The organism is Microvirga terrae (assembly GCF_013307435.2).
GTDB classification, from domain to species: Bacteria; Pseudomonadota; Alphaproteobacteria; order Rhizobiales; family Beijerinckiaceae; genus Microvirga; species Microvirga terrae.
On record NZ_CP102846.1, the window covers coordinates 30510 to 49394 of the forward strand.

An 18885-nucleotide genomic window follows, 5' to 3' on the forward strand; every position below is an offset into this window, starting at 1 on the left:
GGCTCCGGCGCCTTGGTCTCCTAATGCACTGGCTTCGGCGGGGCGCTCCGGCGTGTCGGTTTGGAGAGTGGCGGAGGTGCTCCGAACAGGTCTCCCTGTCGCTCATCGCGGACCAAGTTTCGCGCCATGCCACCTCCGGCCTCATCTTGCTTCGTTAACCATACTTGGCTGTGGATCTGTCCGAAGCAATGTCGCTGCCGTACATACTGAGCCCTTCCTGTAACAAAGGCGCTTTGGCCTAGATTTTACGGCAGGCCAAATTTCGTGAGCCCGCTCGCAAATCGTTCATTTCCATTTTAATCCCGATAAGTCGCTAGTCCTGACCGACGCTAATGTGGCCACCCTCAAGCATCTCGCCGGTACCAGGGGGTGCGAGTACGATCGTACTCTCGCCTCCGACCTGGCCTATCTCAAAGTATTGTCCCGGGTCGTAGTCGGGCAGCCTGCCCCCTGCCCTGCCAATCCAGAACTTGCTCGGATATTCGTCGCTCTTCACACGTGGATTCGGATCAGAAAGCGGTAAATTGGGCCCACCGCATGCCTGAAGACGTCATGGAAGAACTCAAACAGCGCAAGGTCCTGAAGGTCGACGGACCGAATGCCCCTACGACCGTATTACGGTGCCTAGCCTATTGGGCGACCCTGCATCAGTGGAAGGCTGCTGGAGCCCCTTTGATCATCCAATAATCCGAAAGCTGGTCGTCTGGCGATAAAGGCCTCTGCACGCGATCCACCTGCAAGAGCCGGAAGCCGTTTACCCTTGACATCCTTGAGCGCCTTCTTTGCAGTTGCAAAGAGCCCAATGTCACTGATCCGGCAGACTTCAGCGCCCACGGCTTATGTTCGAGGTTCTACATCTTGGCAGCCTACGCTTGCATCTCTCCAGGTCGACGCAATGCGCGAGTTTTTCATAAATCGGTTCAAAAAGCCTTCCGTGACTGTGACGAGTACAAACACGACCGAATTCTAACCGCCCGGGTTATCGTCTAAGCACTGTATCGCGTGTCCGCATCACAACCTTTGCAGTTGCAAAGATCCCCACTCATAATCAGGTAAATTACGATCTGATCCCAGAGGCGATTAGCGCGTGGCCGGCTCTGCCATTGCCCGAACCGCATGCTCGACTTTGCTAGGCGCCTCAAATTTTGCTGGATAATAGGTGCCGACACTCGACCAGCGATCCTTTACAAGGCCAGTGTTCGCCTCCAAGGAAACAAACTCGCTGCCATCGTGGACAAACTGGGTCTCCGTTCTCTCCTCGATCTCCTTGTCCTGGGCATCAACTTGGGCGAACCGGGGTAGCGGATGTCAATTCACTGAGTTCTGAGTCTGGCTCCTGACGGGTCGACTATCATCCGCGTTGTGACTTCGATGGTGCTCCAAGCCAATGGATCAGGAACCTCTAGGTTCTGGATTTCGTGAACTTCGATCAGTTTGCCGTTTCGCGCGAGCTTCTACGAACGGGCCTTAACCTGCTGGAGCATCTCGAGTCCCTGCTTCTTCATCCCTGCAGATAGGAAGGCTCTCGACCAACCCTAGGGCTGCAGCGCCACCGAGCGCCTATTCCGGTGAACCGATAAATCCAACGCCCGTCGACACGCCTCCAAGGCTTTTCAGGGCATTCGCTCTTAAAGCCGCGATCCCATAGACCTCTTTGGCGCCATAGAGAGCGATTTTTGAAGCATTCAGTGACTGCCCAGACGACAGGACAATCATGGAATTAGCCGTGTTCGGCATCAGTCATACCTTCCAACGTGATAGCACCTCGAAGCCTACGTAGTCGACAAGTGTCGTCAAAGTATCCATTCGATGTAGAGTCCATCTCGGTTGAACCACTCTAAGCAATGAGGCAACTGTGCGCCGCCTGAGCGCAGCTAACAGCCTGAACGTCTGATCTTTGCAGCTGCAAAGATCCATGCCTGGGGTGCTCTCCAGAGCAGTTCAATCGCCATGGGACGCACACCGTCCGAAGCGCTCTGGTCCGAATCCGCACCTTCAATGAACTGAACCCGATATTAGAACCCAGATCGTTGCAGCTCCGATCCGCGAATCGCGAACTTCGGGATAGAAGGGTAGGGGGCCTCAAGCAGCCTTTGCACCTGCAAAGTTGGCCATCTGCGACGGTGCTCACGGAGGAATACGTGCCTTCCGGTAAACTTTCGTGAGAGATATGGCAGAAGTTAACCATTCGTTTAGACTTTTCGCGCTCTCCTCACGGAAATCGCCGCTCCTCTGGCGATTTTTCCGTAACTAGGAGAGTTAATGTGGCCGTTCCTCAGCTGAAAGTGGACGCCCCGCGGGTCGAAGCACTAGCATCTCCACCGGCACCCAAAGTCGACGATGCTTACATCGACATGCATGCCAAGGCTCTGTCCGAGGCTCTTCATCAGCAGCGCCTAGCCCTCTACCCGCCAGTTGCCCAGAAGACTCTCCGCAAGTTCACCTCTGGGGAGGTCGCCAAACTTATCGGGGTTGATGACGGGTACCTCCGACAACTAGCCTTAGAGGAAAAAGGGCCACTGCCTGAGACCCTGCCCAACGGTCGACGCATGTACTCGCTCGAAGAGATCAATGCCCTGCGTACCTATCTGGATCAGAACGCCCGGGCGGGGCGGCGGTATCTGAAACATCGATCCGAGACCGAGCGCCTTCAGGTTATATCGTGCGTCAACTTTAAGGGCGGCAGTGCCAAGACCACAAGCGCGGCCCACCTTGCTCAATACCTGGCTCTCAATGGGTACAGAGTCCTCGCAATTGACCTCGACCCGCAGGCTAGTCTGTCAGCTCTCCACGGTTACCAACCCGAATTCGACGTTCAGCCGAACGAGACCATTTACGGCTCGATCCGCTATGACGACGAGGCGCGCCATCCGAGCGAGATCATCCGACGTACCTACATTCCGGGCCTCGATATTATCCCTGGTAATCTCGAGTTGATGGAGTTCGAACACGAAACTCCAATGGCCCTCACCAAGCGCCGACCGGGAGAAACCAAGTTCTTCTCCCGACTGACGATGGCGCTCGACGAGGTTGCTGACAACTATGATGTAGTTGTTATCGACTGCCCGCCCCAGCTCGGATTTCTTACGTTAGCAGCTCTCAGTGCCTCGTCCTCACTGCTCGTAACAGTTCATCCTCAGATGCTCGATGTGATGTCGATGTCTCAGTTCCTCACAATGACCGCAGACCTCCTAAGGGTGGTGAAGGGCTTCGGCGGCACCGTCGAGTACGATTGGATGAGATACCTCGTCACTCGTTATGAACCAGGCGACGGTCCACAAAGCGGAATGGTCGAGTATCTCCGGAGCCTCTTCCCGGATTCTGTCTTGGAAAACCCGATGCTGAAAAGCACCGCAATCGCTGACGCCGGTATCAACAAGCAGACGATCTACGAAGTCTCGCGAGACCAATTCACAAAATCGACCTACGACCGAGCAATCGACGCGATGAACAAGGTAAATGCTGAAATTGAGAGTCTAATCAAGAAGACATGGGGGAGGGCATAAGCATGACCGGTAAGAAATCCGTTCTGGGAAGACTCATGCCTCAAGTTGCTGCAGCATCAGCAACCGACCAGCCTTTACCTGCTTTCCCGAACCTGATCGCGGACGATCGTCATCACGACGGGCGTCCTATGGTGAGACTTGCGGGAGAGGGAGAACAATCCACGACGCAGGACATCCCGTCGAATCCTGTCCAGGACTCATCGGGACCAGCTTCTCATCAACCTAACGCCATCACTCATTCCGAACGGAAGAGAGAATGGGGGATTAATCGCGCCAGCGGAGCCGCTCTAAGCAAGCTCACCGAATCTCTGGCAGTCGAAAACGAATTAAAAGCGGCAAAAGAGCAGCTCGAGGCCGGACAGATCATTGTCGATCTCGATCCGCAGCAGCTCGATAGTTCCTTCGTCCGAGATAGGATGGAGATTTCTGACGAGGCCATCGGCGAGCTTGCTGCTCTTATAAGAGAGCAAGGCCAGATTGTACCCATTCTCGTTCGTCCTCATCCGACTGCCGCGGAACGCTACCAAATCGCCTACGGCCACCGGCGCGCCAAGGCAGCCGAACGGCTCGGAATAAAGGTCAAGGCTACTATCCGTAAGTTGACTGACGAAGAGCTGGTCATTGCTCAGGGGCAGGAAAACAACGCTCGCGTCGATCTAACTTTCATCGAAAGAGCCCGCTTCTTTATCGCCCTTAATTCCAAAGGCTTTAAGCGGAAGGTCATTCGTGAGGCCCTCTCCGTCAATGAAGGCGATCTGTCCTCTCTCATCGCCGTGGGATCTCGGATTCCCATCGATATCATTGAGGCGATCGGACCCGCCCCAGCGATCGGACGTCCACGGTGGCGTGCTCTTATGGAGCTGCTTCAAGAGCAGTCGGCGGTGAAACGCGCCCGTCAGGCTCTGGGAGAGGACGGCATCAAAGTCTTGCCTTCTGACGAACGCTTTCGAGCCGTGATTGAGCGACTGCAGAAGAAGGAAGCGCCTAAAACCCAAATCTGGGAAGATCCCAAGGGGCGGCCACTTGCAAACATCGTCTTCACCGATACCAAATGCACCCTTCGGATCGACCAGCGTCAGGAGCCTGATTTCGCGAAATTCCTGGTCTCTAGGCTCTCGGAGCTATACCGCGAATTTGAGCAGCAAAAGGCCGAATGACACCATTGTAGGCAGGGCAGGGCGAGAGCCCTGCTTTTTCCCATTCGAGGAAGCATAGAGAACTTTGCAGCTGCAAAGCAGGCGACCAATTCCTCCCGCTGTCTCCCAAAGCCGGCAGCGAGCGTAGGAGGGGAGGGCATGAGTTTGTAGGATTTGCTGTTCACGGACGAGGTTCAGTACACACTCTGATATTGCGTTCAATTGATCGTTTGAAGACGTCTCTTAAGTCATTCTGTTAACCAGCGGGTGAGGGGAGGGCTATCCCGGCGTCCAAGAAAATGCTTCGAAAACAAAGGTTTTAGCGGCTTGGCTGAGGAGGAGAGGCCGACACAAGCCTCAGTGATCAGTTCCCAAACGAAGCAGCTCACGATGCCGTCCGAGAAGACAGCGCACATTCTAACGCCACGCCGTAGTCAGAACCTTTTTAGCTTCCTCTGTTGCGAAACCAACTAGCTATATCAAAAGCTTAGCTGTCGCGGTGAAGCGTGCGCCAGCTACTGGATGAAGCCGCCACCTGGGGTGCGCTCCGGCATCACGGGCTGATGGCGAGCACGGTTGTGGTCTCCGACGATGCCGGCCAGTTCCGGGTGGCCACGCACGCCCTGTGTTGGATTCATGCCGAGCGCCACCTGCAGAAGCTGATGCCGGCCTCGCCCAAGCAGGCCAAAGCCGTTGAGCTGGTGCGCGAGGCAATCTGGTGCTTTTACCGCAGCCTGAAGCTGTGGAAGCAGAGCCCCTCGCCGGGTGGGGAGAGGGCCTTCCGGCGGCAGTTTGACCGGATCTTTGGCCTGCGCACGGGCTACCAGGAGCTCGACGAGTTGCTGGCCCGGCTGGCGCGGCGCAAGGCCGAACTGCTGCGGGTGCTCGAGCGTCCCGAGATCCCGTTGCACACCAATGCGTCGGAGAACGACCTGCGGGCGTGGGTGATCAAGCGCAAGATCTCCGGCGGCACGATGAGCGCCGATGGCCGCCTGGCACGCGACGTGATGCTGGGGCTTGCGAAGACCTGCCGCAAGCTCGGGCTGTCGTTCTTCACCTATCTCGGGGACCGGCTCGGCCTGAATGGGGATCAGCCGAAGATCCCGCCCCTTGCCGACCTCGTCGTCCGGGCAGCCTAAGGCCCGCCCCCTAATCTGCCCCGCTTACAGCTTTCGGAGTAATCGGGGCATTTTGGGGGGCGCCGTTTCCCTCAGAAGAGGATCCGTGATTCAATCCGGATATGAACTCGCCCGGTGGTCCCACCAAGCCCCTGTCCTCGAGGGCCCTACGCGAGCTGGTCACGGATCTGGCCGGCAAGATTGAGAGACTGGAGCAGGATCTCTCGCAGCTGTGGACCCACAATCACGCTCTGCAGCACGAGGTCGAACAGCTGCGTTTCGACAACAGCACCCTGCGCCGCGACAACCAAGCCCTGAAGGACGAGATCGCAAGGCTCAAGCACCTGCCGCCGCGCCCGCCCTTCAAAGCCTCCGGCATGGACAAAGCCACCCAGCCGCAGCCTGCCAAACCGGGACGACGCCCCGGCCGTGGTGCCAAACGGGATCGGGTCACCCGCGAGGTCACGATCCGGGCCGAAGTGCCAGCCGGCTCGCGCTTCAAAGGCTACAAGACCGTGGTGCACCGGGATCTGGTGCTGGTTGCCGAGGTGGTGCGCTACAAGCGGGAACGCTGGGTGATGCCCGAGGGCCAGACCCTCATTGCGCCGCTGCCGGCCGGCATCACCGGCGGGTTCGGTCCCGGCGTGCGCCGGTTCTGCCTCGCCTTGCACACGCAAGGCCAGGTCACCACCGAACGCCTGACTGATCTGCTCAACGGCATCGGCCTGGCGATCTCCAAGCGCGAGGTCGTGCGCCTGCTCACAACCGATCTGGAGCTGTTCGAACAGGAAGACCGCGCGATCCTGCAAGCCGGCCTGACCGCCTCGCCGTACCTCACCGTTGATGACACCGGCGCACGTCATGCTCGCCGTGCCGCGGTGACCACCCAGATCGGCGGTGAGCGATTTTGCGTCTTTCGCACCAGCCGGTCGAAATCGCGCCTGAACTTCCTGTCGCTGCTGCGGTCCGGCTGTGACGAGTATGTCGTCAACGAAGCCGCGCTGGATTATTTGCGCCGGCAGCTGGTCGAGGCCACCGTGATCGCCCGCTTGACCAAGCTCCAGGGCCAGGTGTTCCGCTCGGATCTGGAATGGCTGGAACAGCTGGCGCGGTGCTCGATCAACATCTTCGACCGGCCCCTGCTCCAAACCTTGAACGAAGCCGCCACCTGGGGGGCGCTCCGGCATCACGGGCTGATGGCCAACACCGTCGTGGTCTCTGACGATGCCGGCCAGTTTCGGGTGGCCACGCACGCCCTGTGCTGGGTTCATGCCGAGCGGCACCTGCAAAAACTGATGCCGGCCTCGCCCAAGCAGGCCCAGGCGGTGGAGTTGGTCCGCGAGGCGATTTGGTGCTTTTACCGCAGCCTGAAGCTGTGGAAGCAAAGCCCCTCGCCAGGTGGGGAGCGGGCCTTCCGGTGGCAGTTTGACCGGATCTTTGGCCTGCGCACGGGCTACAAGGAGCTCGACGACTTGCTGGCCCGCCTGGCGCGGAGGAAGACCGAACTGCTGCGGGTGCTCGAGCGGCCCGAGATCCCGCTGCACACCAATGCCTCCGAGAACGACCTGCGCGCCTGGGTGATCAAGCGCAAGATCTCCGGCGGCACCATGAGTGCGGATGGCCGCATGGCGCGTGATGTGATGCTGGGGCTGTCGAAGACCTGCCGCAAGCTCGGGCTGGCGTTCTTCACCTATCTCGGGGACAGACTGGGACTGAATGGGGATCGGCCAAGGATCCCGCCGCTCGCCGACCTCATCATCAGAGTAGCCTGAGGCCGCCTTGCACACCACCGCCGCATCGTCGCCGCCCGGCGGACAATTGTTGTCGGCGCCGCTTGTCCCTTCACCTGTAAACAGAAAGGTTCCGTCATGACGCCTTCACCTATGACTGCCCTCACAGACGTTTTCACCGAACCCAGCGACGTCGACCCGGAAACGCTCAACAATCTGGGTCCTTTGCGGCGGCTGGCTGGGCGCTGGCGCGCACGCAAAGGGGTCGACCTCAACCCGAAGGCGGACGGTCCGGAGCGGCGCGTGTTCATCGAGACCATCGACTTCCAGGCGATCGATCCGCAGACCAACGGGCCGCAGTTGCTCTACGGCCTGCGCTACCACATCCACATCACGACCGAGGAGGAGGACATCACCTTCCACGATCAGGTCGGCTATTGGCTCTGGGAGCCGGCGACCGGCCTCGTCATGCAGACCATCGCCATTCCCCGCGGGCAAGTCGCCCTCGCGGCGGGCCAGACGACACCCGATTCCGACGAGATCGTCGTGACGGCGACCCGTGGGCAGACCGGATACGGCATCTGCTCGACAACCTTTCTGGAGCAGGCGTTCCGCACGGACACCTACAAGATCACGATTACCTTCCATCCGGACGGGAGCTGGAGCTATGTGACCGATACCGAACTGCTGGTGCATGGCCGGGACACACCTTTTGCTCATCAGGACCGAAACACGCTCCATCGGGTCGGTGAGGCGAGGCCCAATCCCCTGGCGTTGATTTTAGCCAAGCGGAAGGCAGGTTGAGCGGAATGGCGCGGGCGGGCGTCGCTTCGTAGCGAACCTTCTCTGCACAACGGTTCAAGCTAGCGCCCCCAAATCTGCTCCGCTTACGCTTTCGGAGGGACGCGAGGTTTGGATAACTTGGGTGAGAGAAGCCTTGCTGAGATCGATATGGCTTCTGCTGTGACCGTGAAGGTAGGGCAGGGGACCGAGAACTGCTCGCTGGACATTCACGACAGTCGGAGAGCGGAGGGTAGGGGTCTGGGTAAAGGTGGAGCGCGACCGCGCAGGAGGCGACGTGGCGGCTGGTAGCGCATCTGCCTGAAGATGAGCGGCCCGTCAGGCGATCCTGCCGGCCAGCTCCGTCTCGCGTGTCAGGGTCGTGATCCGGTCGCGTCCCGCCGACTTGGCGAGATAAAGGGCCTGATCTGCCCGGTGCACAATCGCCTCGGCGCTATCCGAGGCGGACGCAGCAGTGAGCCCGGCGCTGGCCGTGTAGACGATGCTCGACCGGCCGCTGCCGCGCGGCAGGAGTGGGATGTCCGCATGGAGCCTGTGAAGCAGTTCCTCCGCCTCGCCGATGTCCAAGCCCGGCAGGAGCAGCATGAACTCCTCACCACCGATCCGGCCGAACGAGCCGGCGTTTCCAAGGCGGTGCCGCACCAGGGTACTGTCAAGTTGGCATAGGTCGGCGCCTATGGCAGGGTTTCGGGCATGAGCACCACGTCCAACCCGTACCGCGGCTACCGCTTTCCGGCTGAAATCATCAACCAGGCGGTCTGGTTGTATCACTGCTTCAGCCTGAGCCTACGTGACGTTGAGCTGATCTTGGCGGCGCGAGGCATCATCGTCAGCTACGAGACCATCCGCGCGTGGAGCATGCGGTTCGGACGGGCCCACGCAAAGACTCTCAAGAGGCGGCGGCCGAAACCTGGCGACAAATGGTTTCTGGACGAGGTGTTCGTCCGCATCCGCGGCAAACTGCACTACCTCTGGCGAGCTGTTGATCAGCACGGCAACGTGCTCGACGTCCTGGTCCAGAGCCGCCGCGACACGAAGGCGGCGAAGCGCTTCTTTCGCAAGCTGCTGAAGGGTTTGTGCTACACGCCCAGAGTCATCGTGACGGACAAACTTGGCTCCTATGGCGCTGCCAAACGCGAGATCCTGCCGGGTGTTGAACATCGGCAGAGCCGATACCTGAACAACCGCTGTGAAGTCTCGCACCAACCAACCCGACGACGTGAGCGCCACATGCGGCGGTTCCAGTCAGTCCGGCAGGCCCAGCAGTTTCTCGCCACTCATGCTCCGATCCACAATCACTTCCAGCTCCGCCGTCATCGCCTCTCCGCCAGTGAGCACCGGGCTGCGCGGGATCGCGCCTTCGCTACGTGGCGCGATGCGACTGGTATTGCCCTCACGTAGCAACCGAAGCTGACCTCACGGTTCTACTCGCGCCAGCTTTGTCCATGTTGCGTCAAGTTGACAGTGCCCTAGCGTTGGTCGGGTGGTTCGTTGCGCCAGCTCTGTGGGGTGGCTGGCAGCTCGCCCGTGACGTCCACGTGGGCAACGTCGCTTGCCGAACGCAGTGCTTTCTCAGAGAACCTGAGATCGAGGAGGCGGCCACCGTCCGTGAGGAGCTGGACGTCCCTGCGGCCGAACACGTCCTTGAGAATGGCGGCAGATAGCTGGATTTCGCCGCAACACGTAACTCCGAGCGGTTTCGTGACGAAGCCATCGAAATCATAGGATGCCCGTGCAATGTGCACGCCGTTGCACCGCAGTGCGCCATTTCCTGAGAGCCTGCCGAGATAGTGCATAACCGACCCCTGTGAGCTATCGAGTCTGGGGCTGCGCTTGTCCATCAGCCTCCAGGGCAGCTGCGAGTTCTGCTGAGCTGACATGGAAAACCTGAGTCGGACTACCCAAGGACGAGATCGCCGGAATGTGCAGCATTGTGGCTGTGCGTTGGAAGGCCAGGAATGAAAGACCGAGGATCTCTTCCTCATCTGTCACAAGCCGGTAGGTTCCTGCTGGCTGAGGGCGGTCGAGAGAGGTCAACGTGAACGGGCGCGTGAAAGTGACCGTCGTCTCAGTGGTTCGGATCGCCATGATGTGCACCTCATCCCTTTTTCTTCGGTGGACTGATCGGGGACAGCATTCCCCTGGTCATCACGACCGGCGTCGCCTCAGCTACCGGCTGCTTCTTCGCCTTGGGCTTTCGGATCTCCCGATTGCTGCGCTTTTGTCCTTTGGCCATCATGGCCTCCTGTGAACCGGATCGATTGCTGGGGTCAGCGGCAAGGCTTTGTCTCGAGTACTTGCAGGCGTCTCACGTTCTGCCCTTGCGCGCTGAGAGCCTTCTGCTCAGGCACATGGAGAGCCTCCTCGCAGAACACATCCTCTCAGGCCAAGGTTGGCCGGAAATATAAATAGCCGCGAATAATGAGCCTGTCCTAACTAACATAGAGACATAAAAGAGAATTACATCCGCCCCAATAAATAAAATGCAAAACAGGTGGTTGTTGTATCTAATGTTTTTACAAACGAGTATGCTGCTTGATTGATGGTCCGCTTGATGACTAGGCGCTTTTACCTAGCAGTCTGCCTGACTATCGGAGGAGCTCCGCAATGTTAAGCCAGACACTTTTCTCCGTGTTGCTGATCGCCGGTTGCCTCGTTGTGTACAAGATGGGCATTTGGAAGGGGCCGGAAAAACGCCCCTTTCACTGAGATGATGGAAGAGGTGCTCAACAAATCCTACGTGCTCTGGAGCAATGATTCCGCTGGTCCTCACGTTGATCGCCGCTCTCGTCGGAGCCTCAATCGCCATGGACCTCGTCATCGTGCGCGGCTGGTCCTGGTGGCAACCGATGCCAACGATTGTTTTCGAACGTCTCCCAAAGAGGGGTTCACCATGAGAGCGCACCGCTACGCTGTAGGACAGCCCGTCAGCTATGCTGAAGATTATGCACCCAGCAATGTTTGGACGAGCGGCTACAAGATTGTCGACTTGGTCTCTGGCGGAAACCGGGAGCCCCAGTATCAGATCCGGAGCGCCGACCAGAGCTATGACCGGGTTGTCTGGGAATCACAGTTACAGGAAGGTCCTGGCGTGGGGACGATGCGGCTCAACGGCCATGTCATCCGATTTCCGACGTCATAGGGAACTCTGCAAAGTCAGAGTCCTGAAGATTGCACCGCACGCGAGATCATCGCGTGTGGACTGATCATCCGGATCATCAGCAATCCGCATGGGTTGGGAAACGGAGCTGCCACAATAGACGTGTGTCAAAGCTTGGTGCGTTCCCGTGGTGTAGGAAGGTGCCATGATGTCGGCGAGGAGATCAGCGCTTCCACTTGCCTTCGTAGCGGAACTCCGGGGCAGATTTCAGCTGCTCAAGATCCGCGTTCATGGTCGCCTGCCATTTATTCTCGCCTTCTGTGTACCGGATCGAAATCGCGGATGGGTCCACAGCCACATAGCGCTGGCTGCTGCCCAGGAGCTCTCCAACCGATAGCACAACTCCGATGATCTGGCCGCCCTCGAAGACAACGTCCTCAATCTTGCCCATCTCTTTCCCGCTGGCGCTCTGGACGTTCAGGCCGATCAGCCGTGAACTCAGAAGGGCATTGTTGCTAATCGTAATGAACTTGGGTGCACTTGAGGCTGGCGGGGTGCTCTGACCATGAGCGACACCTGACCAAGCGAGAGTGACGAGAAGGAAAATCGCAGATAAGCGCATGGAAGCCTGTCCCTGAATTGAAGCCCAGAGACAACCTTGCCCAGGATAGTGGCCGATTGAGGAGCGTTGTCCGCGGCCGTGTATCGGGAGACTCATAGTCTGGCGCAAGGGCAGGGCGTCTGGCCCCCTCTGCTGACGGAAAATGCCGCGACAAACAACGGAAGAAGCATGAATCGATCCAGGCATCAGGTTAGGGTAGTGAGACTTTCTGTTGGGGAATTGGCTTGGCCTCACCATATACAAGCTCGGAGCTGCCCGATGCGCTCCTCAAGGAGCGTCCATGCGGATCATGATAGCAACAGCCGTGCTTGCCCTGTTCATGGTGCCCCACTCTATCTCGGCCGAAAGCAGAGCTGCGCCGGGCGCAACGCCCCCAAAAGTGTCATCGTCAAGGCTATATACGGCCGAGGAATCCGCCACGATGGCAAGAGCTGCCCGGGCCAAGGCCGAGGCGCAGGAACGGATTTGGGATCGCAAGATGAAGATTCTCACGAGAGGCATCTGCACAGGCTGCTGAGGCACGCGTGAAGTGTCTGGAGGGTCCTCGGCTCCGAACGATAGGCACGTCGTTGCAGATAATGATCGCGGTTGGCCGGCCGTCGGTGGGAGAGGACGAGTTATCGTCCATCGATCGCCTCATGCTGGGGGTGGATATCAAAAAGCCGGCTCGCTGCCCTATAATGTGATCATGAGCCAAGATCCTAAGAAGCCAAGCCAGCGTCAGGATCTCAAACGGTGGGATGATGAGGGCGGTGCGCCCCGATCTCACCGTTCGCGAAAGCCGCACCCTCCATCCAAGGGAGAGCCGGCTCTCTACTACTTCAACGTCCGGACCGAGGGCGGTGTGATCGAGGATCCCGAAGGGGAGGTGTATTCTGACCTTCAGGCTATGCGAGTTGCTGCCACCGCTAAGGTTCGCGACATGATCGCAGAAGGGGATCAAAAGGGCGAGGATCGGCGAGGCTGGCAGATCGAGATCATGGACAGAGCCAATCAGCCCGTCTTGACGATGATGTTCTCGGAAGCGCTGGATCCCAGGCCGAGTGGTTAGGCGGAGCGGATCAACCGCCTCAGGGTAGTCGGGGCGCAGACAGTGAGGCCGGTATGAGCAAAGGTTTTCTCGAAACCGCTCAGGATGTTGTCAACGCCATCCGGAAAGCAGTGAGGCGCCTGGAAGGGCAACCCGCTCTGGCTTCGAAGGTTAAGCTTAACGGCCGGCGGGGCTATGGAGACGGGGAAATCCCGTCCCCTGATCAGAGGTGGACGAGCACTAATCCTGAGCGACGTCTTCCTCTAAGGGACGAACACGAGAAACAGGAACGTCGCAAAGATCACGAGATGGACGAAGCCGTAGAGAATGTTGGTCCGCCCGGTACCGAAGGTGAGAAGGCTCGTGACAGCCGTGAGCATGAGCAGCACGGTGTCCTCGCCATCGAGCCCCAACACGAGGTCCTTCTGGAGCGTGAGGTTGACTGCCACAACCGTGGGAATCGTCAGGCTGATGGTGGCCAGTGACGAGCCAAGAGCCAGATTGAGGCTCTTCTGCAGCTGATTTGCCTGTGCCGCCCGAACCGCCGCGACGCTCTCCGGCAGCAGAACCAGCAGGGCCACAAAGACCCCTATGACAGCTTCAGGAGCGCCGACGAGTATCGTACCCGCCTGCACGACAGCAGCGAACATCTTCGAGAGCAGGATGACGGCGCTGAGCGAGAGGACGAGCAGAGCCGCGCTCACCAGAACTGAGCGGTTTCGAGGCATCTCCGAGCTCGCGCCCAGACCCTCTGTGTCGAGCACAAGGAAGTAATCCCTGTCGCGCACAGTCTGGATGTAGAGGAACACGCCATAGAGAGCCAGGGTGATCAGGGTCACGAAGATGAGTTGGCTGGGCGAATAGAGCGGCCCGAGGCGTGCCTGCGTGTAGTTCGGCAGAACGAGGGTGAGGGTTGCGAGCACGATCAGAACGACGAGGTAGGCACTTGCGCCCGTCACCCGAAAGCCTTGTTCGCGATAACGCAGCCCGCCGAGCAGGATGCATAGGCCGACGAGTCCATTGCTAACGATCATGATCACCGAAAACACTGTGTCACGAGCAAGCACCGGGCTGCTGTCGCTGCTCAGCATGATGGAGGCGATGAGTGCAACCTCGATCACGGTGACGGCAACGGTGAGGACCAGGGTGCCGTAGGGCTCTCCCGTGCGGCGCGCGATGACCTCGGCATGGTGGACCGCCGCGAACACGGTGCCGATCAGGAGAGGGATCAGTGCGGCGGCAAAAAGCATCCCAATTGGCGAGGAGATGGTGTCACCGCTCAAGCCGTAAATGGAGGCGAGCGCAAAGAACAACAGCGCGGCCGCAGGGAGCACCCAGACTGAATGGAGCCTCAACCTGCTGAGCTTGAACATACCTTTGTTCCCCGGTTTTGAAACGGTCTGAGATTTGAAGATTTCGACACGAACAACAGGTGAGATGAGGACCTGGCTCCATAGCCAGTGAGGGCTTCGACGGGAGTTGCTCCCTCTAGCCAGGTAAACAGACCACCATGATCAATCCGATCAGGACGTTCCGCGTTATCACCACACTTCCCCGGCCAAGGCGGAACCGATGACGCAGGACCAGACCCTCGCCTTTACCATCTTGGCTGGAATGATGGGCCTGTTCGTCTGGGGACGCCTGCGCTACGATCTCGTCGCCGTCCTGGCCCTCCTGGCCACTGTGTTCGCCGGCATCGTGCCGCACAAGGAAGCCTTCTCCGGCTTCGGGGACGACATCGTCATCATCGTCGCGAGTGCGCTGATCGTCAGTGCGGCGGTCGAGCGCTCCGGCGTGCTGGAGGCGGCCCTCCATCGTGTCTCGCCATACATCACGTCCGTGCAGGGCCAGATCGTGATCCTTGTGACCGTGGTCACGGTCCTGTCCGCCTTCGTCAAGAACATCGGCGCACTGGCCATGATGATCCCGGTCGCCTTCCAGTTGGCGCGTCGCTCCCATGCCTCACCCTCGTGCTTTCTCATGCCGATGGCCTTCGGCTCGCTGCTCGGTGGCCTGATCACCCTCGTCGGCACCTCCCCTAACATCATCGTCTCCCGTGTGCGCGAGGAATTGACGGGACAGCCTTTCAGCATGTTCGATTTCACTCCCGTGGGCCTTGGCCTCGCGGCAGCCGGCGTGGCGTTCCTGGCCTTTGGCTACCGGCTTCTGCCCGGCGGTCGCAAAGCTGCTGCAAGCATGGACGAGGCTATCGATCTCACCGACTACATGACAGAGGCACGGGTGACTGCGACCTCGCCGGTCATCGGGCACACCGTCGGTGATCTGGCCAGGCTGTGTGACAACGAGGTTCTGGTGACGGGCATCGTCCGAAACCAAACCGAGCACATGATGCCCCTGCCGGATGCCGTCCTTCGCGAGGGCGACATTGTCCTCCTGGAGGGTGACCCTGAGGCGCTCGAACGAGGTGTCGCCCGCGCCTATCTGGAACTTGAGGGCGCGAGGCGTCCGACCGAAGGTCAAGACGCGGACGAGGAGACAGGTGGGATCGAGGCCGTCATTGGGCCGACCTCAATGCTGATCGGGCAGAGTGCCAGGCGCTTGGCGTTGCACGAGCGCTTCAACATCAATCTGCTGGCGGTCAGCCGCAGCGGCGTGCGGTTCACCGAGCGCCTGCGCGACATCACCTTGCAGACCGGCGACGTCCTGGTGCTGAAGGGCGATCTCACGCGGCTTCCGGACAAGCTCAAGGAACTCGGTTGCCTGCCGCTGGCCGAACGGGAGATCCGGCTGGGTAATGTGCGGCAGGGCCTCGTTCCCGTGGTGATCCTGGGCTGCGCCATGGTGCTCACGGCTGTCGGAGTGCTGCCCGTCGCGACCGCCTTCTTCACCGCCGCCGTTCTGATCGTCATTCTCGGGGCGCTCTCGCTGCGCGAGGCTTACGAAGCTGTCGACTGGCCCATTCTGGTGATGCTGGGGGCTCTCATTCCGGTCAGTGAGGCGATCCGCACGACGGGAGGCGCCGATCTCCTGGCCGGATGGCTGTCGCAGCTTGCCAGCACGCTCCCATCCTACGGCGCCCTGGCACTGATCATGGTGGCTGCCATGGCCGTGACGCCGTTCCTGAACAATGCAGCGACGGTGCTGGTGATGGCTCCCATCGCGGCAACCTTTGCTGGGCGGCTTGGCTATAACCCCGACGCCTTTCTCATGGCAGTCGCGGTTGGTGCAGCCTGCGATTTTCTGACGCCGATCGGGCACCAATGCAACACGCTCGTGATGGGGCCGGGCGGATACCGGTTTGGCGATTATTGGAAGTTGGGGCTGCCGCTGTCCGTCATTGTCGTGCTGCTGGGCGTGCCACTCATCCTGCTCATGTGGCCGCTCTCCTAGCCTGGGGGCCGTTCCCTGCACAATTTATAACCGTGTTACGTCTGCTTTCGGGCACTTCCGTTGGATAGAATTATCGGTTTCAATCAGCTTTCGCTTCTCATCCGGCATGGGCCCTACAAGCATTATGAGCGGCGCTGTCCCTCAATCCGGTAGTCAGGCGAGATACTGGTCTGTCAGGTAGAAGATATCCTGGATCGGCATGGTCGGGGTAACAATCTCCTCGATGAAGCCATGCCGCAAAGCATCCTCGGCGAAGTAGATGGTCGTGCGGCTCGCCGCGGCCTCCACATCCTCCACCGAGAGAGGCACCTCAGCCTTCGGGGCCTCTCAGCGGCAATTACGCGATGCGTCTTCTGGTCGACCGCAAGCAGCTCCAGCTCAGATTTCTTCAGGTCGGAGTAGCTGTACCAGTCGGTATCGGCCTGCTGGTGACCAGCGAGCTTATCCGTGCCGGGTGGTGGAAATCAGAGGCCGCCAAGCCTATCTGGCGCCCATCCAGAGAGCCTGCATCGGGTGGATTTCCATTGAGACCCTCCAGGTGCCGTCGGAGGATGAGACCTTTGGGAACAAGTGAGATCGTTCGGCCAGTCTAGGATGCGTCGGCAACCCCGCCGCGAACGACCGGAGTTGGCGCTTCTGAGACGTAAGCGCTTGGTCCGTTTCAGCGCTCAAGAGCCGACGTTCGTTGAGTGGCCGTAAGGTGAAAGGTTGACCCCACTCGCCTTGGAATGCCTCACTGAATGTGGTGTCTCGTCAGTAGAGGAAGTATTCTTCCGTTGAGGCAATGGGCGCGCTCTCATTGAGGAGGTCTTTTCCCATGTCAGGTCATGCGATCCACATCAAGGTTGATGGAAGAACCTACTCTGGAACCTACCAGGTTGACCGAAAACTGCTGACCGTCACGACAACCTACGGCAGGAAGTCCGCCGAAATTAACCCCCGGGTGGCGCATGAGACCCTTGCCCACCAGCTCCTCCAGGACCTGGTCCAGCAGGAAAAGTCGCGCAAGGGCTCGACCCTCTGACAAAGGGGGGCCGTTTGATGCGGACCATGTCCCGATACTCTGCTCTTGGCCTTATCGGATGGCTCAGCATGCTTGGGCCTGCGCTCGCCGACGAGACAGCGGCATGGACTGCCTTGCGCCAAGGTGGGCACGTGGCCCTCATGCGCCATGCCGAGGCGCCCGGTGGCGCCGGCGACCCGCCAGGCTTCAGGCTCGACGACTGCTCCACCCAGCGCAACCTGAGTGCCAAGGGGCGCGCGGACGCCCAAGCAGTCGGGAAGAAGTTGCGGGCTAAGGGTGTCGCTGTCGCGAGGCTGCTGAGTTCGCCTTGGTGCCGCTGTGTCGACACAGCCCGCTTGATGGATCTGGGCCCTGCCGAGATTGAGCCGACGTTCGCCAACGCCTTTGTTCTGGCAGAGCAGCGGAACGCCCTGACGGCTGGGGCAACGGCCATCATCACCGGCTGGAAAGGGCCCGAGACTCTTCTTATCGTGACCCACGGCGCGAACATCCAGGCGCTAACTGGTTCCAATCCAGCCTCGGGGGAGATCGTCGTGGCCGCAGTCGCCCCCGACGGAGCTATTCGGGAGATCGGACGCATCCCGGTTCCTAAGTCATGAGACAAGCTCCGGCCATGCCACGGGGCCGGCGTCACTTATGGCGCAGAGCACTTCAGCAACGAGTGTGAACTTTGGGATCTGCCTTCGTGTCAGGCGAACACTATCACCCTCCTGTCCAACTCCAGGTCGGCGCCGCCGCCGCTCCCGAGGCCGCTTGGCTCGCTATTGTGAGAGACTGAACCGTAATCTTGTCCCTGTCTGAGCCGCTTTTCCGCCCAAGCGGTAAGGCGTAACGCCCCGTTCAGCGAAATTCGAACGACAATTGTCCGGGCAGGTAGCAAATATTCTGTCAGCGCGTCGTAAGCATGATGATAGTTCAGTGAATTGGACGCCTCTTATTGCATTCCATCTAACCGAATTCATAAGCATATTCGCTTGACGATTACTGTTGGCGGGCGTGTGATCAGCGGGTTGCACAAGGGCTGCCGTCCAGCCCGTTAGTGGCGTTTGAGTACTCCGGTCAAACTCAGGAGGAAGTCGGATGCCCATCTTCATCACACGTGGCCGCTATTCGGCAGAGGCCGTCAGAAACCTCGTTGCCAACCCCGAGGATCGCCTGCCCGCCGTCCGTAATCTGGTCGAGGCCGCCGGTGGGAAGCTTTTGAGCTTCTATGTCATCCTCGGCCACTATGATTTTCTGATCATCACAGAGGCGCCCAGCGCCAAAGAGGCGTCAGCGGCCATTCTGGCGGCGGCCGCATCCGGCAGCATCACTGACAACGAGACGACGGAAGCGTTCACAACCGCGGAGGCCAAGCAGGTTTTTGCCGGCGCCGGCAAGGTCGCGGAGAGCTACAAACGACCAGGCAAGTAGCGCTCTTGTCTGCCCGCCGCAGATCACACATCGTATCGAGAACACGAGTGTCCG

The 18885-nt window shown here is 59.6% G+C and carries 16 protein-coding genes and 1 pseudogene; 11 read left to right on the forward strand and 6 right to left on the reverse strand.

Features of this window, described 5'->3' with window-relative positions:
* The first annotated feature begins 2264 nt into the window (after window positions 1–2264).
* From repA to HPT29_RS24955, 5 genes and pseudogenes are all read left to right on the forward strand, one after another.
* On the forward strand, window positions 2265–3506 hold the full coding sequence (repA, locus tag HPT29_RS24935; RefSeq protein WP_173946606.1) for a plasmid partitioning protein RepA: 1242 nt from the start codon (window positions 2265–2267) through the stop codon (window positions 3504–3506).
* A 2-nt stretch (window positions 3507–3508) separates the two neighbouring features.
* A complete protein-coding gene (gene repB, locus HPT29_RS24940) occupies window positions 3509–4663 on the forward strand; it encodes a plasmid partitioning protein RepB (RefSeq protein WP_173946607.1) in 1155 nt (384 codons plus the stop codon).
* A 497-nt stretch (window positions 4664–5160) separates the two neighbouring features.
* Window positions 5161–5781: pseudogene (locus HPT29_RS24945) on the forward strand (IS66 family transposase); the annotation flags it as partial.
* Between the two features lie 101 nt (window positions 5782–5882).
* Window positions 5883–7532 carry an IS66 family transposase gene (locus HPT29_RS24950; protein WP_173946608.1) on the forward strand — a complete coding sequence of 550 codons (1650 nt, stop codon included), beginning with the start codon at window positions 5883–5885 and terminating at the stop codon, window positions 7530–7532.
* A 96-nt stretch (window positions 7533–7628) separates the two neighbouring features.
* Window positions 7629–8294: an FABP family protein gene (locus HPT29_RS24955; protein ID WP_173946609.1), complete on the forward strand. Its 666-nt coding sequence runs from the start codon at window positions 7629–7631 to the stop codon at window positions 8292–8294.
* Window positions 8295–8609: 315 nt separating this feature from the next.
* On the opposite strand, the gene HPT29_RS24960 is transcribed toward HPT29_RS24955, so the two are convergent.
* Window positions 8610–8933, reverse strand: coding sequence for a diguanylate cyclase (locus HPT29_RS24960; protein WP_173946610.1), 324 nt, complete (start codon window positions 8931–8933; stop codon window positions 8610–8612).
* Window positions 8934–8984: 51 nt separating this feature from the next.
* Between HPT29_RS24960 and HPT29_RS24965 the strand changes: the two genes are divergently transcribed.
* Window positions 8985–9692: an IS6 family transposase gene (locus tag HPT29_RS24965; RefSeq protein WP_173946611.1), complete on the forward strand. Its 708-nt coding sequence runs from the start codon at window positions 8985–8987 to the stop codon at window positions 9690–9692.
* Between the two features lie 68 nt (window positions 9693–9760).
* Here the strand turns inward: HPT29_RS24965 and HPT29_RS24970 are convergent, their stop codons facing one another.
* The 3 genes from HPT29_RS24970 to HPT29_RS24985 all read right to left on the reverse strand — a co-directional run bounded on the left by HPT29_RS24970 (window position 9761) and on the right by HPT29_RS24985 (window position 12013).
* Entirely contained in the window at window positions 9761–10132 is a 372-nt protein-coding gene (locus tag HPT29_RS24970) for a hypothetical protein (RefSeq protein WP_259060976.1), read from the reverse strand.
* Window positions 10133–10389: 257 nt separating this feature from the next.
* On the reverse strand, window positions 10390–10527 hold the full coding sequence (locus HPT29_RS24980) for a hypothetical protein (RefSeq protein ID WP_173946612.1): 138 nt from the start codon (window positions 10525–10527) through the stop codon (window positions 10390–10392).
* A gap of 1087 nt (window positions 10528–11614) precedes the next feature.
* On the reverse strand, window positions 11615–12013 hold the full coding sequence (locus tag HPT29_RS24985) for a PRC-barrel domain-containing protein (RefSeq protein ID WP_173946613.1): 399 nt from the start codon (window positions 12011–12013) through the stop codon (window positions 11615–11617).
* Between the two features lie 688 nt (window positions 12014–12701).
* On the opposite strand from HPT29_RS24985, the gene HPT29_RS28955 reads away from it, so the two are divergent.
* Window positions 12702–13064 (forward strand): DUF6894 family protein, encoded by a 363-nt coding sequence (locus HPT29_RS28955; RefSeq protein WP_173946614.1) that lies wholly within the window; start codon window positions 12702–12704, stop codon window positions 13062–13064.
* A gap of 242 nt (window positions 13065–13306) precedes the next feature.
* Here HPT29_RS28955 and HPT29_RS24995 read toward each other — a convergent pair whose 3' ends face one another.
* The gene (locus HPT29_RS24995; RefSeq protein WP_259060979.1) at window positions 13307–14416 is read right to left on the reverse strand and encodes a calcium:cation antiporter; all 1110 of its coding nucleotides are present in this window, start codon (window positions 14414–14416) and stop codon (window positions 13307–13309) included.
* 199 nt (window positions 14417–14615) lie between these two features.
* On the opposite strand from HPT29_RS24995, the gene HPT29_RS25000 reads away from it, so the two are divergent.
* The gene (locus HPT29_RS25000; protein WP_259060980.1) at window positions 14616–16394 is read left to right on the forward strand and encodes an SLC13 family permease; all 1779 of its coding nucleotides are present in this window, start codon (window positions 14616–14618) and stop codon (window positions 16392–16394) included.
* A 153-nt stretch (window positions 16395–16547) separates the two neighbouring features.
* Here the strand turns inward: HPT29_RS25000 and HPT29_RS25005 are convergent, their stop codons facing one another.
* A complete protein-coding gene (locus tag HPT29_RS25005) occupies window positions 16548–16703 on the reverse strand; it encodes a hypothetical protein (protein WP_173949001.1) in 156 nt (51 codons plus the stop codon).
* A 508-nt stretch (window positions 16704–17211) separates the two neighbouring features.
* Here HPT29_RS25005 and HPT29_RS25010 point away from each other — a divergent pair.
* The 3 genes from HPT29_RS25010 to HPT29_RS25020 all read left to right on the forward strand — a co-directional run bounded on the left by HPT29_RS25010 (window position 17212) and on the right by HPT29_RS25020 (window position 18831).
* Window positions 17212–17418: a hypothetical protein gene (locus HPT29_RS25010; protein WP_173949000.1), complete on the forward strand. Its 207-nt coding sequence runs from the start codon at window positions 17212–17214 to the stop codon at window positions 17416–17418.
* 68 nt (window positions 17419–17486) lie between these two features.
* Window positions 17487–18017, forward strand: coding sequence for a histidine phosphatase family protein (locus tag HPT29_RS25015; protein WP_259060982.1), 531 nt, complete (start codon window positions 17487–17489; stop codon window positions 18015–18017).
* Between the two features lie 481 nt (window positions 18018–18498).
* Window positions 18499–18831, forward strand: a complete 333-nt coding sequence (locus HPT29_RS25020) for a GYD domain-containing protein (RefSeq protein ID WP_173948998.1) — start codon at window positions 18499–18501, stop codon at window positions 18829–18831.
* Window positions 18832–18885: the final 54 nt, after the last annotated feature.